This is a genomic window from Blautia sp. JLR.GB0024 (genome assembly GCF_037000545.1).
Lineage (GTDB): Bacteria > Bacillota > Clostridia > Lachnospirales > Lachnospiraceae > Blautia > Blautia celeris.
In genome coordinates, this window is the sequence record NZ_JBANBF010000006.1 from 276,114 (window position 1) to 300,138 (window position 24,025).

Sequence of the window (24,025 nt, forward strand, 5' to 3'; positions counted from 1 at the left end):
CCTCTACAGCGCAAATAACTCCTGTATGGTCTGGAATAAATCGTTGATGTAAGGCAGCACCCAGAACAGCACCAGTAAAAGTCCGGCAAGGCTTGTCAAAAAAGCCAGTTCTTCCCGCTGGCTGTGTTTTAAAATCTGGCACAGCACAGAGACCAGAATCCCCACTGCGCCGATTTTGAATAAAATTGTTACCTCCACTTATCTTCCTCCCTTCCTCCTGGATCTCATGTCCCGCGTGCCCTGCCTTTTTTCAGATCAGCGTAATGGCAAGAAATATTCCTCCCAGCACCCCCAGACTCTGATAAAGTCTTTTTTTCACAGGAATCTCAGCCTGCACTGCCTGAATTTTCCGCTCCAATTCCTGCTGAAACAAAGCCATGGCATTTTCCTGCTGGGAAATATCCAGATAGCCCAGATACTGGCCCAGCTGTCTTAGCTCCTCCTTGTCTTCTTTTGTAAGCGCACTGTCTCCGAACGCGGTTTCCGCCTCCTGCATAAAAATATCGGCAAACAAGATTCCGTCATAGGCATCCGCCCGCTCTGCCACATTTCTCAAAAAATCGGAAAACGGCGGGGTCAGTCTGCCTGCTGCCCGGATAAGAGCCTCCGGAAGCGCCTCCTTGCGGTAGCTGATCTCTCCTTTTATAAGCAGGACCATCCGCTGAAGCTCCCGAAGACCGGAAAGTCTTCTGGTAAGCTTCAGGCTTCTCTCAAAGCCCAGAGCCGTACAGGAGAGCACCACAAGACAGACTCCCAGCACTTTCAGCATAAAGTTCCTCTCCTCCTTGTTTCATCAAACAGGCAGGTGCCCCTCTCATCAAACACGGCCTTCACTTTTCCTGCCTTGTCCTTATTGTGGAGAATAATATACCTCTCAAATATCTTTTCCTGCACCAGACGCTGCATCAGGGGCTTCCTCTTGATATCCTCAATGGAGCTTCCGTGAACCGTGGCAAACAGCTTGCATCCGCAGTGGATAACGGATTCAATGGCATGAATGTCCTCATAATCCCCCAGCTCATCCACGGCCACCACTTCCGGTGACATGGAGCGGATCAGCATCATCATACCCTCCGCCTTTGGACAGCAGTCCAAAATATCCGTGCGGATTCCCAGGTCATTCTGCGGAATCCCCTGATAGGAACCGGCGATCTCGGAACGCTCATCCACCACCCCCACTGACATGCCCGGCAGATAGGTATTGCCGTCACTGACCTGTCGAATCAGGTCGCGCAGCAGGGTGGTCTTCCCGCACATGGGCGGGGAAATAATCAGGGTGTGGCAGACATTCCCCTTGTTGACCACATAGGGAAGGATCTGGTTGGCACATCCTTTTATCTGGTGTGAAAGTCTCAGATTTATATAAGATATGTATTTCAGGCTTTTGATCTTTGCTCCGTCCAGTACCGTTTTACCGGCAATTCCCACACGGTGGCCTCCCTGAATGGTGATGAATCCCTGCCGGATCTCTTCCTCAAATGCGTACATGGAATAATTGCTCACATACTCCATGGTCTCCCGCAGGTCCTTTGCCTCTACCTGGCAGACGCCCTGCATCTGCTTGGTCAGTTTTCCTTCTTTTGTAAGAAAATACTCATTCCCTTTGTAAATTAAGATCAGCGGCGCGTTGACCCTCAGCCTGATTTCATACAAGTGCTCCATATCAAACTCCGCATGCTCCAGGGCTGCCCTGATCTTCTGGGGAAATAACCGTATAATATCCCTTTCTCTCATTGTCTCACCTCTTTAAGATAATATATGAGGACAATCCCTGTTTCATACGAAAAATATCTCGACGCAGAGTATATATGGTTTTGCGCAGATTTCTGTTGACCTTTTTTTCTTCTTATCTTATGCTGATACTATCTCCGCAAGTCCTGAAACTGCATTTTTTTGCAGCAGTTCATGTAAGCGCTTGAAAATTTTCCAATACGCTTTTGGACGCGGTTCATTTTAAAAAGGAGAGAGATCATGAAAGAAACCATAGACGCCTATCTGGCTTTTATGAAAGAGACGGAACTGCTGAAATCCGTGACAAGGACAGCCTGGACCGGTTCCGGGAAACAGGAAAGTACCGCGGAACATTCCTGGCACCTGGCGCTCTTTGCCGCGGTCATGCTGGAAGAGTACCCCGGGCTGGACGCCCGAAAAACGCTGCTCATGTGTCTTCTCCACGACATAGGGGAAATCTATGAAGGCGATATCTCCGCCGCACTCCACCCGGACAGCTCCCGCAAGTACCAGGAGGAGTACCATGCTGCCAGCCGTGTCTTCTCCCTGCTGCCCGAAAAACAAAAAGAAGATTTCATGGCCGTCTGGCAGGAGTATGAGGACGGCCAAACGCCCGAAGCCCGTCTGGTAAAGGCTCTGGATAAGGCGGAGACGATCATCCAGCATAATACAGGAAAAAATCCGCCGGACTTTGACTACGACTTTAATCTTCAGTACGGAAAATCGTATTTTACCGATGATACCCTGCTGGAGAAAATGCGGAATGTGCTGGACAGTGAGACGAAGAAGCATCTGCCGTAAATTTAAAAAAGCCTGCTCCAAATGGCAGTGAATAGAAAACGCCGGACCCCGGGATACCCTTGATCCCGCGCAGTCCGGCGTTTCCTATTTATGGCCTCTGTCTGTATCTCAAATCCTCACCCACACAAGCATCTCACCCACTGTCCTGTTTGTCCAGGCATAGTATGGAATGAATTTCAGCGTCTGGCGCTCAAATTTTCTTCCCGCATAGGATTTATATAGTGTTTTCTCGTCCCACTCATCTTCTGAGAGGCGTTTTCCCTCTGTGGTCAGTGTCACAACCCCTTTCAGCAGATCTTTCTCATATTTCACTGTAAACTGTGGATTCTCATCCAGGTATAATTCCTGGAGCTGGTCCCCGTTGTCCGCCTCTTCCAGGCAATACACAACCGGACCGCGCATCACTGCCACCTTACCGACATCCTCCCTGACTTTTGGATTGGCTGCCACCAGTTCCACCGGCATTTCCATGGAAAATACAAGCACGTCCCCGTTCTTCCAGCAGCGGTCTAAAAGCAGATATCCGTTCTCCACAGGACAATCCACCGCTTCCCCATTGAGTTTCAGGCTATAGCCGCGGCACCAGCCCGGCACGCGGATGGCATATGTAAACGCCGTATCCGCCTCATTTTCCACCTGTATCTTCACATCACCGCTCCACGGATAATCAGTCTCCACTCGGAACTGATTCTTTTTCCCGTTCAGAACAGCCTGCATACTGCCGCCGATAAACAGATTCATATAGATCTCTTTCTCATTGTACTCATAAGCATATCCCCCGATGGAGGAGAGGAGACGGGCCACATTGGGAGGGCAGCAGGCGCATCCGAACCATTTCTGACGCTCCACTTTCACATGTTTTTTGTGATAATCTTTCTCGGAAGCCTCCGGCACGGCCTCCAGAGGATTTACATAGAAGAATTTCTTACCGTCCAGGGACATGCCGCTGATCACTCCGTTGTAGAGACAGCGCTCCATCACATCTGTGTACCGGCTGTCCTTTGTGATCTCAAACATCCTTCTGGCAAAGAAAATAAATCCGATGGCAGCACAGGTTTCCGCGTAAACCGTATCGTTTGGCAGATCATAGTCAAAGGTAAATGCCTCACCGTACTGCGAGGAACCGATAGAACCGGTTACATACATCTGCTTTTCCACAATATTATTCCAGATTTTCCGGCAGGCTTCAAATAACTCCCGGTCTTCGGCTGCACTGGCCACTTCAGCCATTCCCGTATAGAGATATACGGCACGCACCGCATGGCCTTCTGCCCTGTCCTGCTGGCGGACCGGCTTGCCGGCCTGATAATACTGGTCTTGGAAATAACTGTCTTTCCAGAAGAAATCATTGCCGTTTTTTTCCCTCTCCTCTGCAAAATACAGCGGTGCCTGCCCCCTCTGGTCAATGAAATATTTGGCAAGCTCCAGATGTTTTTCATCCTTTGTCACCTCATAGAGTCCCACAAGGGCCATCTCCGCTACCTCATGACCGGGATATCCGGGTTTCTTACCGGGCGCATTTCCTATATTTTCATAAACACAATTTACATAGCCAATGGCTGTGTCCAGAAATTTCCGTTTTCCGGTTGCCTTATAATAGGCTACAGCACCTTCCACCATATGACCCAGGCAGTAGAGCTCGTGGTGATCCATAAGGTTTGTAAAGCGTTTTTCCAGACCATTCAGGATATAATAGGTGTCCAGATACCCGTCCGGCTGCTGTGCCGCACAGATGATATCAATGGCCTCATCCGCCGTTGCCTCCAGCTCCTTGTCCGGATGCCACATGAGAGAGTAGGCCACAGCCTCCAGCCACTTATAGGCATCACTGTCCTGAAATACCATTCCCTGAAAACAGCCTTCCTCCATACCAGCGGCAACACGGAAATTCTGCATACAGTAACTGGGCTCCGCCCCCTCGATCCTGTCATTTAATGCCTCCCACTGGTAAGGGATCACATGGTTTCTCACCAGTTCCATATACTCTTTCCAGAAATCATCCTGAATCGACACATCGCCCAGCGGCATCATTTTCACTTTCTTTTCTAACATGCCATACCTCCTAAATTTCATGTTGAATTCCAAGATTCCCCGTGCTACCATAAAGATATGGAAAACTTTGTAAGGCAGCAGCCGGATTCCTGTTTTTCCCTTTGTTTATCAGGTTTTATCTTATGAAATGATTGTATCATCTACAGTTTCGGAAACAACATATAAATCAAAAGAAAAGGTGGTCATATCCCAGATGTTGCATTGTATTTGTGATGCCTCAAAGCCGGCAGAATACCTGACCTGCGGCAACCTTATAAGTGAAAACGGATTTATGCATTTAAGCAGGACCCTGGACTTCTTTGTTCTGATCCTGGTGCAGGAGGGAACACTGCACATCTGCCAGGACGACAGGGCCTGCGATGTGGGCCCGGGGGAATTCTTCGTCCTGTTTCCCGGCATCACCCATTATGGTTATAAGCCCTCCCATGGATATCTCTCCTACTGCTGGGCGCATTTTGCACTGCCGGGCACTCCTGCGGATACGGTCAAAAATCTGCCTCATTCTGTCGGAATCTATCAGCAGGCCCGGGGCCTTCCCCTCACAGATGCCATCTCTGCCGAGCAGGTTTTTCTTCCGGAGCACGGCAGAATCTCCATGGAAAAACGTTCCCAGCTCCTGTTTCTCCAGCTTCTGGATCTGGCTAAGCGCAGCAGCTATCAGAGGACTTGGAGCTGCCGCCATGCGCTGAATCTGCTGCTTCTGGAGATCAGCCGTGAGTATCTGCAGGCAGAGCACTTTGGACAGGATCTTCTGCCGACTGCCGTGCAGGATATCATAGAATGGGTGCAGAGCCATTTTGACCAGCCCCTTACAGTCAGCGGCCTGGCGGAAAAATTCGGGTACCACCCTACCTATCTGTCTGCACTGATCAAACAGTACACCGGTTATCCCCTTGTCACCTATATCAACCGCACACGCATCAGCGTATCAAAAAATCTGCTGAACAGCCATTCCCTGACCATTCGGCAGATTTCTTCCATGTGTGGATTCGCGGATGAAAAGCATTTCATGAAACTGTTCCGGCAGTTTGAAGGCATGACTCCCACCCAGTACCGGAAAGCCTTTGACCAGAAAAAGATCAACACACTCTGATACGCACCCGGAAGCAGCGGCAGGGAGAGCTGTTTTTCGGTCATGAGAAGACTCACACGCTATGACGCGCATTCGGAAGCAGCGGCAGCCTTTTTTAGTAGTCACCCCAGAAAGGATATGCACTCCCGCTGTCCATGGACGCCTTAATGTCACTGTAATATCTCAGTTTACGGTTTATCTGCTTTCTGGCAGACTGCAGTTTCTCAATCTGCTCTGCCACATGCCGGTCCTGCTCCTTTAACAGAGTGAGGATTTCCTCGATATGCTCCTGTTCCTCCTCCTCGTATGTAAAAAACTCCAGAAGCTTTGCCATGGACATGCCCGTCTCCTTAAAACAGCGTATGGCGCCCAGACGGCCGATATGCTCTTCGGTATAAATGCGCTGATTTGCCTTTGTCTTTTCCACTGCAGGCAAAAGACCGATCTCCTCGTAGTACCTGAGCGTGGATGCCGGCAGCCCAAACATCTGGGAAACCTGTTTTATTGTGTATGTTGTCATAATACCCTCCTTATTTTCGGCGTATATAACAAAGTTAAGGTCCTTTATTGACTTCAAGTATACTTGAAGTGCTAAACTTTGTAAAGAAACAAAAAAAGATGACAATTATTCAGCAGGTCTGCGCATTTACTGCGCTGACCGTAAGAAAACGTTTCACAGCCAAGCAAAAATCCCATCGCCAAAGGCGATTTTGTATGGATTTTTGCCTGTAACTGTGAGGACACTGAACAGTTACAAAAGGAGATCACTTATGTACAGAGCAGATGACAAACGATATGAAACCATGACATACAACCGCTGCGGATACAGCGGCCTAAAGCTTCCTGCAGTCTCCCTGGGATTATGGCACAATTTTGGTGACACCGCAGTCTATGACAACATGAAAAAGCTGTGCTTTACTGCCTTTGACAACGGCATCACCCACTTTGACCTGGCAAACAATTACGGCCCCGAACCGGGAAGCGCGGAGAAAAATTTCGGCAGGATCGTAAAAGAAAATCTATCCGCCTACAGGGATGAGATAATCGTCAGCACCAAGGCAGGCTATGATATGTGGCCGGGTCCTTACGGGGACTGGGGCAGCAGAAAATATCTGACTGCCAGCCTGGACCAGAGTCTTATGCGCATGGGCCTTGCATATGTGGATATTTTCTACCATCACAGAATGGACCCGGAAACTCCCCTTGAGGAAACCATGGGTGCCCTGGATCAGGCAGTGAGAAGCGGAAAAGCCCTGTATGTGGGACTGTCCAACTACGACGGGGAGACTATGAAGAGGGCGGCTGCTATTTTAAAGGAACTGAAATGCCCCTTTGTCATTAACCAGAACTCCTACAACATCTTCAACCGCACCATAGAGAACAACGGTCTGAAGAAAGCCTGCGCGGAGGAGAAAAAAGGGATTATCTCCTTCAGCCCGCTGGCCCAGGGCATGCTGACGGACCGCTATCTAAAAGGAATCCCTTCGGACAGCCGGGTAGTCACAGACGGACGTTTCCTAAACGCAGAACAGCTCACAGACAGCCGTCTTGACTGCATCCGGGGTCTGAACCGGATTGCATCCGAGAGAGGAGAAAGTCTTGCGCAGATGGCGCTGAAATGGGTATTGAAAGATGACGTAGTGACCAGTGTACTTGTAGGTGCCTCCAAGGCAGAACAGATTCTTGATAACCTGAAAGTACTCAAAAGTGCTCCGTTTACGGAAGAAGAGCTGAAAAAGATTGACGAGCTTTCTATGGCACTTTAAGCTGTTTTAATCCATCCCCTGTACTTTCACAAAGTATGGCCATATTTGAAAAAAGTCCTGCCGGCCGGGGTTCTGCGTCGAAACGCAGCCGCCTTCTGCCCGCAGGACTTTTTCATACAGTAATTCAGGATTCCACGCCGCAGTCTTCCTACGCCGAAGCGTGCCGCCTGCGGCTGTCTTTTGCTGAACGGACTTTCCTTTCTTCAAAGCTGTAACGGTAATTCTATTTTTTCAAAGGAAAACGGAACTGCCGTACAGACCTGACAGACGTATCCCTCTTCCACCGGAATTTCCTCCATGACAGCATCTTCCATGGACAGTTTTGAAAGGTCCCTGGTGATTCCCTCCCCGCTCCATTTGAGATAACTCTCCTTCCTGGCCCAGAAAAACGCAAATGCCATTTCCGGGTCTTTGGCGTTTTGGATCACTTCCTGTTCCAGGGCATTCATAGTCCGCTCCAGAAGCCTTTTTCCTCTCACCGGCTGACGGATCTGAATGTCAATCCCTACCGGAATCCCTGCCAGAGCGCAGACCGCATATGCGCCGGAATGGCTGATATTAAAATGGATCTCAGGATATCCGTGGAGATATGGCTTTCCGTTTTCTCCTTTTGCAAGCATCTTTTCAAGCTGGGCTGCCCCTTCCTCTCCATCCGGAACGGACAGTCCGTACAGCTTTTTTAAGGCATGGGCAAGAAGAACACGTCCGGCCCGTGTTTCCAGCCTTCCTTTTTCACCTTTTACTTCTGCTCTGCCTGTCAGTCCCTCTGTTTTTCCGTAAAAAATCCAAACCTTTTCCACAGCCGCTACTCCTTCTTCTCCGGTACAAGCCCGCTCTCCTTGAGAAATCTTGACACTTCCAAATCCTTGTCATGCCTGCATTTTGCATAAAGTATGTAAAGCTCTTTTCTGGCCCTTGTCATGCCCACATAGAAGAGCCGCCGCTCCTCCTCTATGCTGCTGTCTGAAACGGCTTTATGATAGGGAATGGTCCCTTCATTCACATCCATGAGAAACACCCGGTCAAATTCCAGGCCTTTGATGCTGTGCAGAGTGGACACTGTGACGCCCTTTTTCTCAATATCCTGTTTCTTTGCCTGTTCCTTTAACTTGTCCGTGTAATCGGAAATATGCGCAAACCATTCACCGAAGCTTTTATATCCTTTGGCACTCTCTGCCAGCTCCTCCATGACTTCATACAGGTCATCCACTTTGATCTTCCGGTAAGAGGCGTAATCCTTCAGATACTCTTCATACCCGATGCCGTACCGGATATAATTGATTGCCCCATAGGGTGTCATGCGCTTCAGTGTTGTCAGGTCTTCCTCCAGCTTGTCGATTCTGTCGCACATCCAGTCCTTTCCCTCATAAAACCAGCGCAGCCCCTCAAAGGACACTGTGGCATCGTCCAGCGCGTCCCTGGATATATAACGGTTTGGACGGTTCATAACCTGCAGAAATTCCCGGCGGCTTCTGTCGCCCTGGGCCAGCTTTATATAGGAAATGATATTTCTGGATATCCAGTGCTCATACAGATTCGGCAGGGCATCCCGCATCTGAAAGGGGATCTGGTATTCCATCAATGTCTCCACCAGGAACCTGGCTCCCAGATTCGTGCGGTAGAGAATAGCTGTCTCCTCGTAGGCTTCCCCCTCCTGCACTGCCTTTTTTATACATTCCTTTACGAAAAGCTCCTCCTCCTTGCCGTCCTCAAACGCACGCACCACCACCGGTTTTCCCTCTCCGTTTTCCGTAAAAAACTCCTTTGGATAGCGGTTCTTGTTTCTCCCAATCACACGTTTGGAGGCCTCCACGATCTGCTTTGTGGAGCGGTAATTACAGGCCAGCAGTTCTGTCTTTGCATCCGGAAAATCCTTTGGGAAATGGAGCATAATCTCCGGCTTTGCCCCTCTGAACGCGTAGATGGACTGGTCATCATCCCCCACGATAAAGAGGTTATTCTGGGGCGCTGCCAGCAGCTTTATAATGTCATACTGAAGCTGATTGATGTCCTGGAACTCATCCACAAGCACATACCGGAACTTATTCTGCCAACCGGCCAGGATATCTTTTCTTCCTGTCAGAAGGTCATAACAGTACAGCAGCATGTCATCGAAATCCAGAAGCCTGGACTGTCTGCAGGCATCCACATAGGAGCGGTAAATCTTTCTGAATGTGTCATCCGGGCAGTTGGCGGAATAATAATGCTCTATGGGCATCCTGCCGTTCTTTACAATGGAGATTTCCTGTACCAGCCCCTCAAAAAACTCCTTCTCGTCGTCGATCCGCATTCTCTGGCGGTAGACGATTTCCTTTAAAATATCGTATTTCCGCTCTTCCCCAAGAATGTTCTTTGCGGACAGCCGATAGGCATGGCGCAGGATTCCGTAAAAAATGCCATGGAACGTGCCAAAAGTCACCTCCCTGTAAGGGCCTGCCATACCTTCCATATCACACAGGCGTAAAAAACGCTCCTTCATCTCCCTGGCAGCCGCTTTTGTAAACGTCACCACCAGAATGGATGAAGGAGTTACCTGGTATTCCTTTATTAAGTTAGCCACCCTCCTGGTGATGGTGGTGGTTTTCCCGGAACCGGGGCCTGCAAGAAGCATCATGGGGCCCCGGTTGTGGGATACTGCTCGTTCCTGTGAGGAATTTTTCTGCATATATGGGTTACTCCAATAGTATTTGTTTATGCCTGCTCCAGTTTTTCCACTGCAGCATGCAGACGTTTCATGGACTCCTCTTTTCCCAGCACTTCCAGAATCTCCGTAGCACCGGCAGGTGTCATCTGCTTGCCGGAAAGGGCGGTGCGTACAGGCCAGAGGACCTGTCCGTTTTTATAGCCGTTTTCCTTTGCAAAACCGCAGAGCAGTTCATACAGCGCATCGTTTGTATAATTGTCAAAACCTTCCAGAACCGGTATGACCTTATTCAGAACCTCCAGTGAGATTTCCGGGTTGGTTTTCATTTTCTTGTGTGTATACATGGACACATCATACTCCGGTACTGCCTCAAAGAAGTCAATGAGAGCCGGGATATCCGGGAAAACTTCAATCCTTGTCTTTACCATGCCCGCTATTTTCTCAAGGTTCAGATCTTTTTTGACTGCCTCTTTCACAAACGGAAGCGCCATGTCATAGAACTTGTCAAAATCCATCGCTTTGATGTATTCTCCGTTCATCCATTTCAGCTTTGTCATATCAAACACAGCCGGGGATTTACTCATATGATGATAGTCAAATTCTTTCACCAGCTCTTCCAGGCTGAAGATCTCACGGTTGTCCTCCGGGCACCATCCAAGCAGCGCCACGTAATTTACAATTGCCTCTGTGAGAAATCCCTGGTCCAGCAAATCCTCATAGGAGGAGTGGCCGGAGCGTTTGCTCAGCTTTTTGTGCTCCTCATTGGTGATCAGCGGACAGTGTACATAAGTGGGAATCTCCCAGCCAAATGCCTCGTAGATCCTGTTATATTTCGGTGAGGAGGACAGGTATTCATTTCCGCGCACCACATGGGTGATTCCCATGAGATGATCATCGATCACGTTTGCAAAGTTATAGGTGGGATAGCCGTCTGATTTGATCAGGATCAGGTCATCCAGTTCATTGTTCGGCACAGTGATGTCACCGTAAATATCATCATGGAAGGTTGTGGTTCCCTCTGCCGGCATATTGAAGCGGATCACATGGGGTTCTCCTGCAGCAAGCTTTGCCTCCACTTCCTCTTTGCTTAGATGCAGACAGTGCTTGTCATAGACCGCAATTTCCTTGCCGTCCTCTCCCACGCTGGCTTTCAGGGAATCCAGACGCTCTTTTGTACAGAAACAGTAATATGCATCTCCCTGTTCGATCAGTTGTTTGGCGTATTTCAGATAAATGCCCTGTGCGTTTCTCTCACTCTGGACATAAGGGCCGTAGCCGCCGTCCTTATCCGGGCCTTCGTCGTGAACCAGTCCCGTCTTTGCCAGTGTGCGGTAAATGATCTCCAGCGCGCCGTCCACAAAACGTTCCTGGTCTGTATCCTCAATACGGAGCATAAAGCTTCCGTTCTCATGCTTTGCGATCAGATACGCATATAAAGCAGTTCTCAAATTTCCCACATGCATTTTTCCTGTGGGGCTTGGGGCAAATCTTGTTCTTACGGTACTCATATTATCAATCTCCTTATCGGTTCCTTTTTTCTCCTGGTTTTTCCACGAAAAAGGGGTACATGGACATTGTCGGCCAAATACCCCATATCATTGAAATTATACCGTAAGGTTTTCTACTTTTCAAGTGGGAAACAGAATTTTCCCACTTCAGCGGAAAATAAGTATTACTGTTCCCGCAGGCCAGCGGCGTGTGAAATTCTCTTTTATTCCCGATTTACCGTCCGGTAAGTCTCCTCCACAATCCTTTCCATGGCATTCAGAATATTCTCATACCCTGTACAGCGGCACAGATGTCCGGAGATCAGTTTTTTCAGTTCTTCTCTGCTGTATCTCTTCCCTGTGCCCACAATCTCCACTGCGCTCATAATAAGACCCGGTGTGCAGAAGCCGCACTGGACTGCAGCCTCCTCCACAAAAGCTGTCTGGATAGGGGAAAGTTCCCCGTTTCTGCCCTTTAAGCCCTCCACGGTCATGATGTGTTTTCCCTCCGCCCACATGGTCAGATAGATACACGAATCAATGGCTTCGCCGTCCACAAGGACCGTACAGGCACCGCATTCCCCTACCTCACAGCCGCGTTTCACACTGGTAAGTCCCAGGCGGTTTCTTAAAGTATCAAGCAGGGCTTCCCTGTCATCCACTGCCAGTTCTGTCTCTTTTCCATTGACGGTCATGGTTATGATCTTAAGCATCTGCCTCACCTCCTGAAGCTTTTTCTATGGATTCTTTTGCAGTTCGCACGGACAGCTCCCGCACCAGCTGAAGACGGAATTCCCTGGATGCACGCCAACTGGAACGGGGTGTCACTTCAGAGACTGCTCCCTCTTGTATCTTCTCATACAATTCCGGGTCTGTAACCGCCATTCCTTTTACCGTTTCCTCTGTTTTAAAACAGCGTATGGGGGTAGGTGCAGCCACGCCGAATCCCAGCCGGAACTCCGAAATCCGCATGTTGTCAGCACTTAATTTCACATGTACCGCACAGCCGAGAGTGGCAATCTCCATAGCGTTTCTTTTCCCGTATTTTGTATAATGTCCGTAAAATCCCTGGTAATTCTCCCTGGTGATCTTTATGGCAGTCAGAATCTCTGCATGTTCCCGCAGGGTCCGGCCCGGACCTGTGTAAAACTCAGCGACAGGTATCTCTCTTGTGCCTTTTGGACCTGTCAGCTCCAGCACCGCATTCAGAGTAAAAAGCAGAGCCGCGCTGTCTGCACTCGTCACGCCATTACAGACATTTCCCCCGATGGTTCCTATGTTGCGGATCTGGGGGCCTCCCACCTGATCCACTGCCCATCCCAGTGCAGGGATATATTTTTGTATCACAGGGTCATAGGTGATGTGTGAAAATGTAGTGGCAGGACCTATGACAATGGTGCCGTCCGCCTCCATCCTGACTCCTTCAAGAGCCGGTATCCCATGTATGCTTACCAGGGAACAGCCGGCAAGCTTCCCTTCCCTGATCTTGATCAGCACATCACTTCCTCCGGAGATCACCACCGCATCCGCGTCTTCCTCCAGTGCTCTCACAGCGTCTTCCACATCTTTGGCCTGATAATATTTTTCAATGTCATACATGTGTTTCACCCCCTTTTAACTTCCCGCTTTTGGCTCCGATCATTCCCTCTTTCATAAAACGCTCCACCAGTTTCTGCGGTGACAGCGGAAGGGAATCAAAAGCAATTCCGGTGGCGTGCAGCACGGCATTTCTGATAGCCGGAGCCACAGGAATAGTGGGAGGTTCTCCCAGCGCTTTGTTGCCGAAAGGACCTGTGGGGTCATCCATCTCCACAAAATCCGTATGCAGATCCGGTGTGTCCATAGCTGTGGGGATCTTATAGTCAAGGAGGTTGGCATTCAGCGGCCTTCCTGTCTTTTCATCCACCAGCAGTTCTTCACTCAGCGCATAACCAATGCCCATGCTCATGCCCCCGTGCACCTGCGCTTTGGCAAGGCTGGGATTAATCAGTTTTCCGCTGTCATGGACATTGATGATATCCAGTATGCGGATCTTACCCACCGGCATATCCACCTCCACTTCCGCAAAGCAGACACCTGAGGCAAAGGAATTTTCCTTACAGTGGCTGGTCGTCTCAGCAGTGATATGCACAGATTTTTCCAGGCTGTACAATGCCTCCTCCGCAAGAGCTGCCAGGGAAAGAAGCACCTCCCCTGAGACTTTGTCGATCACCTGATTCTCTTTGATATCCAGCCTCTTCCACGCTGAAGATTCGGCACATGGTTCCGCAGCTTCAGAAACACCTGCACCTGCATCTTCTTCCTCTTCCGAAGGCATATCCCCGCAGGGCAGCTTCAGCTTAAATGCCGCATACTCCAGAATCCTCTGCTTAAACAATTCTCCCGTCTTTTTCACAGCTTTTCCGCTCACATAAGTCTGTCTGGAAGCATAGGCTCCTGTGTCAAAAGGCGTGGTATCCGTATCCTGTACGGTCTCTATATGTATCCTGTCCTCCGTTATGCCTGTGATCTCTGCTGCCATCTGGGTAAACACCGTGTCAGCTCCCTGGCCGATCTCCGTCGCCCCCATAAAGAGCTGCATGGAACCGTCCTGATTCAGAACCATACGGCAGGATGACGTCTCAAGAGAAATGGGATAAACCCCTGTCTTATAGTTGAAGATTGCCATACCCACGCCTCTTCTCACAGGCCCGGACTGGTTCTCGTATGCCTTTCGTTTTTCCTCCCAGCGGATATATTCCCTCCCCTTTTCTATACAGGCTTTCAGCCCGTAAGAGTGGAAGGCAATGCCCAGATGCGGGTCTTTATACCCTTCCTTCACACAGTTTTTCAACCGGAACTCAAGGGGGTCCATACCCACAGCGCGGGCCAGATCGTCAGCCACGCACTCTGTCACAAAATCCCCCTGGGGAATCCCATATCCGCGCATGGCACCGCCTGTCATCAGGTTCGTATAAACTGTGTAGCTGTCCGACTCCAGAACCTTCTCATCCTGGTAAAGCTGTTTGAAAATATTGGCTGCGTTGGCGGCAATGGCATGGGCATGGGAAGCATAAGCGCCCTGGTTGGAGTAGGCTTCATATTTCCTCGCCACCAGTGTGCCGTCCTCCCTGACTGCTCCTTTGATCTTCCAGGTAAACGCATGGCGCACACGGGTACAGCCAAGCGTCTCCTCCCTGGACAGCTCCAGCCTGACGCCGTGACCGCCTGCCTGGGTACACAAAAACGCGTTTAACGGCTCATACAGCACATCCTGCTTGTTGCCGAATCCGCCGCCGATATACGGCTTGATGACCCGAATCTGCCCAATGGGAATCCCAAGGGCCTGACTGACCACACGCCTTACAATATGGGGAATCTGGGTAGAAGTCACTATGATGATCCTCCCCTTCTCCATATAGGCATAGGAAACCGGCACCTCAATGTGACAGTGCTGGACCGGCTGTGTCCTGTACTCCTTCTCAATCACGGCCAGCCCTTCCTCACAGGCCGCCTCCTCAAAACTTCCGTCCCCCAGCACAAAACTGGTGTGCGCAATCACATTTCCCGGCTTTTCCTCATGCAGAAGAGGTGCGCCCTCCTTCATGGATGCCTCCGGGTCCAGTATCACCGGGTATTCCTCATACTCCACTTTAATCTTATCTGCCGCGCGTCTGGCCGCGATATCATCCTCCGCGATCACGGCTGCAATGTCATCCCCATACATGCGTACCCGCCGGTTCAGAAGCTTTCTGTCCTTAATATCCTGATGTGCCTTTTCCACTGACCAGGGGTGCCCCGGTGTCGGAAACTGAATATCAGGCACATCAAAACAGGTGACGATCTTCACCACGCCGGGAACCTTTAATGCCTCTTCCAGATCAAAACTTTTTACCCATCCGTTTGCTATGGTGCTGTGTACTACTTTTGCCGTATATAGATTCTGCGGCATCAGATCCGCCGTGTATTTTGCCTGCCCCGTTACTTTTTCCCAGGCATCCACACGATTCTTTGAACTGCCAACTCCCATAAATCATCCCTCTTTTCCATCTGTGAACAGCCGCTGCTGCCACTCTTGTGCACGGTCTGTGCAGCAAATGCGCAGACCTGACTAAATAGCTGCAAAGATTTTTCTGCCTGCCACATATTTTCCTATCACATCCCTGTCATCTGACAGGTATACCACACGTTCCAGACGTTCTTTCAATGTCAACTTTCTGGGTGTTTTCAGTCTGGAGTCATCCATGATCACCGCATCAAATTCATACCCTTTTTCAAAGCTGCCCACCTGCCCGAAGAAGGCGCCGCCTCCCTTTGTGCCCAGGTAGAACACCTCATCCACAGTGAGCGGCTTCTGCGAATCATCCTCCAGACGCCAGCGAAGTTTGGATGCCTGCACAGCGCCCACCATCACCTGAAACAGGGAGAGTACATGGCCTCCTGCAATATCACTTCCCAAGCCCACATGGATACCCTCATCCAGATATCTCCTTATCGGTGCCACCCCTGAGGATAAATCGGTGTTAGAGTGAGGACAGTGGGCTGCAAAGACCCCGTTTTTCCTCATCAATACAATCTCTTCCTCTGTGGGATGTACGCAGTGCGCCATAACTGCCGGATAATTTCCCCCGAACATGCCGAACTGCTCATAGGCATCCCCGTAAAAAGAGGACCAGGGGCACAGTTCCTTCACCCAGGCAATCTCCCCTTTATTCTCAGAGAGATGAGACTGGATGGGAAGATCATACTCCTTTCGGATTTCACTGAGCATTTTCATAAGATCATCTGAACAGCTTGGGATAAACCGCGGTGTGAGGATGGGCCTGACATTTTTGTATTTTCCGTTTACCTCCTTCAGCCACAGGCGGGTATCCAGAGCTGATTTTTCCGCACTTTCCTCACAGAGATAATCCGGCGCGTTCCGGTCCATATTTACTTTTCCCACCATAGTTTTAAGGCCCGATCCTTCCAGCATATCCATCAGGAGAATGGTTGCCGGCACATGGCGTGTGGCAAAGATGCACGCCCTGGTGGTTGCGCTGTTTTTCAGGTCTTCTGTAAATATGCCATATGCCTTTTCCGCGTATGCCATATCCCCGTACTTTCCCTCCTCGGGAAATGTCCGTGTATCCAGCCACTCCAGAAGCTCCATATCCATGCCAAGGCCCGTAAATGCGTACTGAGGCGCGTGCAGATGCAGATCCACCAATCCCGGCAGGATCAGGGCATTCCCACAGTCTGTCAACGGGAAGTCCCTCCATTCTTCCGGAAGTTCCTCAAACACCCCCTGGCAGATGCCCTCCCGGCATACCAGGTAAGCATTCGGAACGGTCCGGACCGTCTCTGCCGTCTCACTGTAGCAGATGTTTCCCTTCAATATAAAGGTATCTGCTCTGTTTTCTTCTTTTCTCATGTTTTACCTCCTATACAAGGAGCGATTGCTGAATCCGGCCGCCGTACTTTTCAGAATCCTTCTGAAAATAAAAAACCAGCCACCGGAACCAGACTACAAAGCCCCCAATTATCAGGGGACTTATAGTCAGCTATTTCGGTAGCTGGTAGAAACGTTCAACCCGCATTATGAACATATATAAGTCCTGTTTTTCACCGTATTACTACAGCGAATTACTATTCTTAGTATAGTATACACAGGTCGAAAAGTCAATATTCACGGAACTGGAAACACAATATAGATTTTGTACTGTCTGCCCACATGCCAGTTTCCTGCCAGGTGTTTTCAGACTGAGGGCATGAAAATCCCGAGGCAGAATACTTCAGACAGTCTCTTATTTAATGGCCGCCGGCTGCTTTCCAGACCAGTTCCAGAACACCGGCCAGCACCATGACAAGGATGGGATTCCATTTCTTCAGCCTCAGCGCCGCCACGGCCAGAATAAAGATGATTATCGCATCCCAGCGCATAGCTGACAATTTCACGACTCCCTCTTCACCAAAGAAGGCAGTAATCAGAATTGCCATGCCGGCAGTGGCGATCATGGAGACCACGGCAGGCCGCAGAGTGTTCAGGATACCCTGCATCATGTCCAGTTTTCTGTACTTCATATACATATAAGCCAGCAGGGACACGATAATACAGGAAGGCAGGATACAGCCTATAGTAGCTGCCAAAGAGCCTCCCGTTCCTGCAATTTTAGAGCCTACAAAAGTAGCAGAATTAATGGCGATCGGTCCGGGTGTCATCTGGGAAATGGTGACCAGGTCGGTAAACTCTCTCTGGGTCAGCCAGCCATGGACAGCCACTACCTGATTCTGAATCAGGGGCATAGCCGCATAGCCGCCTCCAAAACTAAATAATCCTATCTGGAGAAAACTCCAGAATAACTGCAGATAGATCATGACTTCTCACCTCTTCTTCCCCACAGGACCCTCAACACCCCAAGTCCGATACATATGAGCACTACATAGACCACATTCATCTGAAAGAAAAAAGTGACAGTAAAGGCAGCCGCCATGATCAGATTGGACACCAGACTCTTCCCCTCTATCACACCTTTTCCCATGTCATAAACTACAGAGGCGATGACTGCAGCCACCCCGCACTGCATGCCGTCCAGTATGGTTTTTACATAGAAATTAGACTGGAAAGCTTCATAAAAGAAAGAAACAACCGTGAGAATCACAAATGGAGGCAGTACCGTTCCCAGAATGGAGACCAGAACGCCCGCCATGCCCGCCAGCTTATACCCCACTACAATGGCTCCGTTTACTGCAATGGGTCCGGGTGAAGACTGGGCGATAGCCACCAGATCCAGCATCTCCTCCTCTTCAATCCAGCGGTACTCATCTACAAATTTTTTCTTCATCAGGGTAATGATCACATATCCTCCCCCAAAGGTAAAAGCACTCAGGTACAATGTAGAATAAAACAACTTCCACAAAATCCGTATCTTTTCTTTTCTCTCCATAAAAACACCAGCTTTCATTCTATGATTTTATCATAGTATAGTCTCTTTTCTCATGGCTGTAAAATAGTTTTATCATAACAATGATCATAGTCTTTTACCTATGCTTTTTACATTATTATTCTGGTGCATCTTTATTGTTTTATCCGTGCTGCTGAAGTTTCTTTCGTTGACTCCTCCCTAAAACTCCTTTACAATAAAAGGACACCGGAATAAGTTTGAAGAGTAAGAAAAGGAGATCACTTATGGAAATTTTTAATCTTGCACATATAGACCCGTCTCTGATGACCGGAGCCTTATCCGCTGCGGAATATCTGGAAAGAGATATGACCGGGGACCGCTGCATAGAAATCACTTCGAAAAAAAGCGGCAGCGGCCTGTCTGTCCGTCTGGACGGGGATAGAGCCTGCATTACATACAGCAGAACCTCTGAATTTTTCCGCGGCCTCGGGATCATCAAGGAATGGATCACCCAAAACCGCCAAAGCGCTGCCAAAGAAGAACAGGCAGTCTTTGAGCATCTCACCTACATGGCTGACTGTTCCCGCAACGCTGTGTGCAGCCCTGATTTTGTGAGGAGGCTTATTATCAAACTCTCCCTCATGGGATATGACCGGCTCATGCTCTACACAGAGGACACGTATGAAGTGGAGGGATACCCTTATTTCGGACATTTCAGGGGCCGGTACAGCAGACAGGAGCTGCAGGAGCTGGACAGATTCGCGGCAGCCCTCGGTATAGAGATGGTGCCCTGCATCCAGACCCTGGCCCATTTAAACGCGATTTTCCGCTGGCCTGCCTTTGAGCTGGTACATGACACGGGAGATATTCTGTTGTGCGGAAGCGAGGATACTTACAGTCTGATAGAAGCCATGGTACGCACCTGGTCAGAGACCTTTCAAAGCCGCACCATCAACATCGGAATGGATGAAGCGGAGATGATCGGCCGTGGCGCTTACCTAAACCGTTTCGGCTATGAGGAACGCATTGATATTATGGAACGCCATCTGCACCGCGTCCTGGAAATCTGTGAAAAATACGGATACACCGCTATGATGTGGAGTGATATGTTTTTCAAAATGATCTCCGGAGGCGAATACTACGGCAGAGAATTCCATATCACAGAGGAGATCAAGAAGAAGATTCCGGCAAATGTAGAGCTTCTCTACTGGGATTACTATTCCCGAGACGAAGAGACCTATGACCAGATGATGAAATACCACAGGGAACTGGCCGGAAATGTGGGGTTTGCCGGAGGTGCTTGGAAATGGAACGGGTATGCCCCTCTTATCAGCCACAGCATGCAGGTATCCCGTCTTGCCCTGAGACAATGTGAAAAACATGGCATCACCAATGTACTTGTGACCGGATGGGGGGATGACGGCGGTGAAGCTTCCCAGTCCGCCGTACTTCCCGTACTCTCACTCTTCGCAGAATTTAACTATACCCGAGCCGCCGGCGACCGGGATCTGGCGCCCCGTCTTCTGGCCTGCACCGGCGCTGTGCTGGAAGATTTTCTGAAGCTGGACAACCCGAACCTGACACCTGATAATCCTATGCCCGGTAAAATGAGTGCCGCCCCCGCCAGATATCTGCTGTATCAGGATGTCCTCATGGGCATCTATGACTGCCATGTGGATGCACAGACCTATCCGGAGCATTACAGACGCTGTGCAAAAGAGCTTCGGGCCATTGCCGAAAAGGGCGGGGAGTATGCCTCTGTTTTTGGCACGCTTGCGCTTCTGAGTGAAGTGCTCGCCAGAAAAGTGACCCTGGGCCTTGATGCGAAAGCTGCCTACGACGCGGAAGACAGAGCCGCTATTCTGGCGACTGCCGAATCCTGCATCAAAACCGCAGGGCTTGTGGAACAGTTTAAACATGCCCTGAAGGAACAGTGGTTTGCGGAAAATAAATGTTTCGGATATGAAGTCCTGGATATCCGGCTGGGCGGTCTGATGGAACGCCTTAAAAGCTGTGCTGCCCGCATGACAGACTACGCGGAGGGAAAGATTGCCTGCCTGGAAGAGCTGGAAGAGATACGCCTGCCGGTTCTCACAGATAAGAACGGTCATCCTATCTCTCCGGTCTGTGACAATATCTGGCGTCAAATGGTATCTGCCTCTGTAGTATAAAATCAAACGAATCCTGTTATACTATTAAATATTTAGAAAATATGATTTTTCTTCCATTTAATCATTGACTATTTTTATCAAAAGAATTAATATAAAGATAACAAGTAAAACGTGGAAAGGGGTGTTCATAATGTTGGAAAGATTGATAGTCACTTTAATTTTTGCCGCTGGATTCCTGTTAGTCTGCTGGACTTTGATGGAATACTGGCTTCGTTCTTCCAGACGCACAACAGAAACGGGGTTACGGGATAAAACCATTTTTGTGATTGGCAGATTCTGCCAGGCTATTCAGCAGAAAAAGAACTTCCGCCACATCTGGATGGAAGAAGAATTCGGCAGTGCACATCTGAATGATTTCCACAGTGTCCAAAACACCGGGACTGTAAATGAGCACACCGAAGGCAGAGAACAGGGAAGCAGATATCAGGAGAAAAAATATAAAATGAAGGTCAACATGTAAAGCCTTCATAAAATAAATCCTCTTTTAGGGAGGCCCGGTCGAATCATTCGGTCGGGCCTCTTAAAACACAAAAAAGCTGCCCTCTCCGCGGTTTCCCGCAGATATCAGCAGCTTTCCTTTTTCATTTCTTATCCCGGCACCTTCTCATTTCAGCCAAGCTCTTTCATGATATCTTCCACTTTTTCAATCTTATGGGAGCGGCAGGCATTGGAGCCGCAGAACAGAAGCGCGTCCTCCACTCTTCCCTCCGCTGCATTCACCAGTGCCTGTGTGATACAATACGGTATCTCTGCGGGCCTGCAGGTGACGATGCAGTGATAGCAGTGTTCGATTCTGCACTTTTCCGTCTTCACCCTGTCCATAAAAGCATTTTTGATCGCTCTTCCCGGCATTCCCACAGGACTCTGCACAATACAGATATCCTCTTTTTCAGCCCGGATGTATGCCTGTTTGTATTCCGGCGCGGCGTCGCACTCCTCCGTCGTCACGAACCGGGTCCCCATCTGTACTCCGTCTGCGCCCAGCGAAAGCGCATGGTCCATATCCGCTCTGTCATAAATGCCGCCTGCCACTACCACAGGAATCTTTTTGCTGAACTTCTCACCGTATTCCTTTACCTTTTCAATAATGGAGCAAATCACGCCGTCATAAGACTCATCTGTAAAGGTATCCAGCTCTTCCCTGGAAAATCCCAGATGGCCTCCTGCCTTTGGTCCCTCAATGACCACCAGATCAGGCGCCTTCTTATACTTTCTCTCCCACATACGGCAGATGACGTTCAGGGACTTCAGGGAGGATACAATAGGGGCGATCTTTGTCTTCGTGCCCTCCACATATTTCGGAAGGTCAATGGGCAGTCCGGCGCCTGAGATGATCAGATCCACGCCTGCCTTCACCGCAGTTTTCACATATTCCTCATATCTCTGGGTAGCTACCATTATGTTCACGCCGATAATACCGCCCTCTGCGATCTCCCTGGCCTTTTGGATCTCTTTCCCTATGGCTCTGTAGTTGGCCTCAAAGGGATGTTCCCGAAAATCCGGCTCCCGCCAGCCGATCTGCGCGGTGGATATGACGCCTACACCGCCGCAGGCAGCCACACTGCCCGCCAGACGGGAAAGGCTGATCCCCACTCCCATGCCGCCCTGTATCACAGGTATCTTAGCTGTCAAATCACCTATCATCAATGGTTTTCTCATACTCTAACTCTTTCTGGCTCACATTTTTCTGAATCGCTCATACCGGAGGGCCGCCAGCTCTTCCGGTGTCTTTCCTTCCATCTCTGAAAGGAACTGGTGCATACGGTTTTTCATATCCTCGGCAATCTCCGGCAGGTTCTGGGCACAGGCAGGAATATCCTCCGGTATCACATGTTCGATGATTCCCAGATTCTTCAAGTCCCTGGCTGTAATCTTCATGACCTCTGCCGCTTCCTTTGCCCTCTTGCTGTCCTTCCAGAGAATGGAGGCAAATCCCTCCGGTGAGAGCACAGAATATGTGGCATTTTCCATCATCCAGACCTCATTGCCCACACCCAGGGCCAGCGCACCGCCGCTTCCGCCTTCGCCGATGACGATACTCAACACAGGCACCTTCAGATCAGACATTTCCAGCAGGTTTCTGGCTATGGCCTCCCCCTGCCCTCTCTCCTCTGCCTCGATACCGCAGAATGCACCCGGGGTGTCAATGAAATTGATGACAGGCCGGTTGAATTTTTCTGCCTGCTTCATAAGGCGCAGGGCTTTTCGGTAGCCTTCCGGGGAGGGCATGCCGAAGTTTCTTAAAATGTTATCCTTGGTATTTCTCCCCTTCTGCACACCGATCACGGTCACCGGCTGCCCGTCCAGCACAGCCAGACCTCCCACAATGGCACCGTCATCCCGAAATGCCCGGTCTCCGTGCAATTCCATAAATTCTTCAAAAACAGTCTCTATATAGTCAAGGCTGGTGGGGCGTTTGGAATCCCTTGCCGTCTCCACCCGCTCCCAGGCAGTCATGTTCTTATCCCGGTTTCTGCGTCTGCGTTTCTTCTCCCCTTCCTCCGCCATTTCCGGCAGAGTAATCCTGGTGAACTGGCAGTAGCCGTTCTTTCTTTCATGAAACTTCACAAGCCCTGATAAGGTTTTTTTCAACAGGTTCCTCGTGACGATTCCGTCAATAATGCCGTGCTCTACCAGAAATTCCGCTTTCTGGAACCCTTCCGGCAGCTTCTGTCCAATGGTCTGCGCAATAACTCTCGGGCCGGCAAAACCGATCAACGCTCCCGGCTCGGCCAGGATAATATCTCCCAGCATGGCAAAGCTGGCTGTCACCCCGCCTGTGGTGGGGTCTGTGAGCACAGGAATATAGAGAAGCCCTGCCTCACTGTGCCTTTTAATGGCTGCGGAAGTCTTTGCCATCTGCATCAGGGATACCATGCCCTCCTGCATTCTGGCACCGCCGGAACAGCAGAACAGGATAACCGGCAGTTTTTCCTCTGTGGCCCGCTCAAAGGAGCGGGTGATCTTCTCCCCCACCACGTATCCCATGCTCCCCATGAGAAAACGGGCGTCGCAGACACCCAGCACCACCCTGGTGCCGTCAATCCTGGCCTCACCAATGCGGATAGCCTCTTCCAGGTGTGTCTTTTCCTGCTGTTTTGCGATCTTCTCCTCATACTCCGGATAGTCCAGGGGATTAAAGGTATGAAGCCCTGTACACCATTCCTGGAAAGATCCCTTGTCCGCGACCATACGGATTCTGGTCTTGGCCTTGATCCGGAAATATCCCTTGCATTTCGGACATACATAATCATTTTTTACAACGTCTTCCTTGTAGAGGAGTTCCCCGCATTTGGGACATTTGACCCATAAACCTTCCGGGACGGAGGGGGTGTTTTCACTGCCGGGTGTCTCTTCCCCGGGCACTTTACTCTCCTCGGTCTCCGGCTCCTGTACATTGGTAGTCTTCTTGAATAAATCCTTTAATCTGGACATATC

At 49.9% G+C, this 24,025-nt stretch carries 21 protein-coding genes and 1 riboswitch; of the genes, 5 read left to right on the plus strand and 16 right to left on the minus strand.

The annotated features are described in order from the left end of the window. Positions 1–3: 3 nt before the first annotated feature. From spoIIIAC to spoIIIAA, 3 genes are read right to left on the minus strand one after another with little or no spacing between them, the layout of a single operon-like run. The gene (gene spoIIIAC, locus V8Q34_RS15970) at positions 4–198 is read right to left on the minus strand and encodes a stage III sporulation protein AC (RefSeq protein WP_026255597.1); all 195 of its coding nucleotides are present in this window, start codon (positions 196–198) and stop codon (positions 4–6) included. Between the two features lie 52 nt (positions 199–250). After that, positions 251–769 (minus strand): stage III sporulation protein AB, encoded by a 519-nt coding sequence (locus tag V8Q34_RS15975; protein WP_103731194.1) that lies wholly within the window; start codon positions 767–769, stop codon positions 251–253. After that, a complete protein-coding gene (gene spoIIIAA, locus V8Q34_RS15980; protein ID WP_033141206.1) occupies positions 763–1,734 on the minus strand; it encodes a stage III sporulation protein AA in 972 nt (323 codons plus the stop codon). The genes V8Q34_RS15975 and spoIIIAA overlap by 7 nt, the downstream gene beginning before the upstream one ends. A 237-nt stretch (positions 1,735–1,971) precedes the next feature. On the opposite strand from spoIIIAA, the gene V8Q34_RS15985 reads away from it, so the two are divergent. Beyond that, positions 1,972–2,532, plus strand: a complete 561-nt coding sequence (locus tag V8Q34_RS15985) for an HD domain-containing protein (RefSeq protein ID WP_335835894.1) — start codon at positions 1,972–1,974, stop codon at positions 2,530–2,532. A 108-nt stretch (positions 2,533–2,640) separates the two neighbouring features. Here the strand turns inward: V8Q34_RS15985 and V8Q34_RS15990 are convergent, their stop codons facing one another. After that, the gene (locus V8Q34_RS15990) at positions 2,641–4,584 is read right to left on the minus strand and encodes a glycoside hydrolase family 127 protein (protein ID WP_227210102.1); all 1,944 of its coding nucleotides are present in this window, start codon (positions 4,582–4,584) and stop codon (positions 2,641–2,643) included. A 193-nt stretch (positions 4,585–4,777) separates the two neighbouring features. Here V8Q34_RS15990 and V8Q34_RS15995 point away from each other — a divergent pair, with 193 nt between their 5' ends. After that, a complete protein-coding gene (locus V8Q34_RS15995) occupies positions 4,778–5,677 on the plus strand; it encodes an AraC family transcriptional regulator (RefSeq protein WP_335835895.1) in 900 nt (299 codons plus the stop codon). Positions 5,678–5,771: 94 nt separating this feature from the next. Here the strand turns inward: V8Q34_RS15995 and V8Q34_RS16000 are convergent, their stop codons facing one another. Beyond that, the gene (locus V8Q34_RS16000; protein WP_335835896.1) at positions 5,772–6,176 is read right to left on the minus strand and encodes a MerR family transcriptional regulator; all 405 of its coding nucleotides are present in this window, start codon (positions 6,174–6,176) and stop codon (positions 5,772–5,774) included. Positions 6,177–6,426: 250 nt separating this feature from the next. Here V8Q34_RS16000 and V8Q34_RS16005 point away from each other — a divergent pair, with 250 nt between their 5' ends. Beyond that, positions 6,427–7,422, plus strand: coding sequence for an aldo/keto reductase (locus V8Q34_RS16005; protein WP_033141210.1), 996 nt, complete (start codon positions 6,427–6,429; stop codon positions 7,420–7,422). A gap of 203 nt (positions 7,423–7,625) precedes the next feature. On the opposite strand, the gene V8Q34_RS16010 is transcribed toward V8Q34_RS16005, so the two are convergent. The 9 genes from V8Q34_RS16010 to V8Q34_RS16050 all read right to left on the minus strand — a co-directional run bounded on the left by V8Q34_RS16010 (position 7,626) and on the right by V8Q34_RS16050 (position 18,458). Further along, positions 7,626–8,222 (minus strand): 4'-phosphopantetheinyl transferase family protein, encoded by a 597-nt coding sequence (locus V8Q34_RS16010; RefSeq protein WP_335835897.1) that lies wholly within the window; start codon positions 8,220–8,222, stop codon positions 7,626–7,628. A gap of 5 nt (positions 8,223–8,227) precedes the next feature. Beyond that, positions 8,228–10,087, minus strand: coding sequence for an ATP-dependent helicase (locus V8Q34_RS16015; protein ID WP_335835898.1), 1,860 nt, complete (start codon positions 10,085–10,087; stop codon positions 8,228–8,230). A gap of 26 nt (positions 10,088–10,113) precedes the next feature. Further along, positions 10,114–11,574, minus strand: coding sequence for a glutamate--tRNA ligase (gltX, locus tag V8Q34_RS16020; RefSeq protein ID WP_335835899.1), 1,461 nt, complete (start codon positions 11,572–11,574; stop codon positions 10,114–10,116). A 203-nt stretch (positions 11,575–11,777) separates the two neighbouring features. After that, positions 11,778–12,266 carry a xanthine dehydrogenase subunit XdhC gene (gene xdhC, locus V8Q34_RS16025; RefSeq protein ID WP_033141213.1) on the minus strand — a complete coding sequence of 163 codons (489 nt, stop codon included), beginning with the start codon at positions 12,264–12,266 and terminating at the stop codon, positions 11,778–11,780. Continuing rightward, positions 12,259–13,152, minus strand: a complete 894-nt coding sequence (xdhB, locus tag V8Q34_RS16030; protein WP_335835900.1) for a xanthine dehydrogenase subunit XdhB — start codon at positions 13,150–13,152, stop codon at positions 12,259–12,261. The genes xdhC and xdhB overlap by 8 nt, the downstream gene beginning before the upstream one ends. After that, positions 13,145–15,562, minus strand: a complete 2,418-nt coding sequence (xdhA, locus tag V8Q34_RS16035) for a xanthine dehydrogenase subunit XdhA (RefSeq protein WP_335835901.1) — start codon at positions 15,560–15,562, stop codon at positions 13,145–13,147. Before xdhA ends, xdhB begins: the two co-directional genes overlap by 8 nt. A gap of 81 nt (positions 15,563–15,643) precedes the next feature. Further along, complete coding sequence (locus V8Q34_RS16040; RefSeq protein ID WP_335835902.1) at positions 15,644–16,945, minus strand: amidohydrolase family protein; 1,302 nt, start codon at positions 16,943–16,945, stop codon at positions 15,644–15,646. A gap of 103 nt (positions 16,946–17,048) precedes the next feature. Then, a riboswitch (purine riboswitch) is annotated at positions 17,049–17,146 on the minus strand. A gap of 176 nt (positions 17,147–17,322) precedes the next feature. Continuing rightward, positions 17,323–17,889, minus strand: coding sequence for a chromate transporter (locus V8Q34_RS16045; protein WP_335835903.1), 567 nt, complete (start codon positions 17,887–17,889; stop codon positions 17,323–17,325). Then, the gene (locus V8Q34_RS16050) at positions 17,886–18,458 is read right to left on the minus strand and encodes a chromate transporter (RefSeq protein ID WP_103731205.1); all 573 of its coding nucleotides are present in this window, start codon (positions 18,456–18,458) and stop codon (positions 17,886–17,888) included. Before V8Q34_RS16050 ends, V8Q34_RS16045 begins: the two co-directional genes overlap by 4 nt. Before the next feature lie 242 nt (positions 18,459–18,700). On the opposite strand from V8Q34_RS16050, the gene V8Q34_RS16055 reads away from it, so the two are divergent. After that, positions 18,701–20,587 (plus strand): beta-N-acetylhexosaminidase, encoded by a 1,887-nt coding sequence (locus tag V8Q34_RS16055; RefSeq protein ID WP_335835904.1) that lies wholly within the window; start codon positions 18,701–18,703, stop codon positions 20,585–20,587. A gap of 130 nt (positions 20,588–20,717) precedes the next feature. Continuing rightward, positions 20,718–21,047 carry a hypothetical protein gene (locus tag V8Q34_RS16060; RefSeq protein WP_033141218.1) on the plus strand — a complete coding sequence of 110 codons (330 nt, stop codon included), beginning with the start codon at positions 20,718–20,720 and terminating at the stop codon, positions 21,045–21,047. 149 nt (positions 21,048–21,196) lie between these two features. Here the strand turns inward: V8Q34_RS16060 and V8Q34_RS16065 are convergent, their stop codons facing one another. Both V8Q34_RS16065 and V8Q34_RS16070 read right to left on the minus strand, forming a co-directional pair. After that, the gene (locus V8Q34_RS16065; protein WP_335835905.1) at positions 21,197–22,246 is read right to left on the minus strand and encodes an NAD(P)H-dependent flavin oxidoreductase; all 1,050 of its coding nucleotides are present in this window, start codon (positions 22,244–22,246) and stop codon (positions 21,197–21,199) included. 18 nt (positions 22,247–22,264) lie between these two features. Beyond that, the gene (locus V8Q34_RS16070) at positions 22,265–24,022 is read right to left on the minus strand and encodes an acetyl-CoA carboxylase carboxyltransferase subunit alpha (RefSeq protein WP_227243769.1); all 1,758 of its coding nucleotides are present in this window, start codon (positions 24,020–24,022) and stop codon (positions 22,265–22,267) included. Positions 24,023–24,025 lie beyond the last annotated feature (3 nt).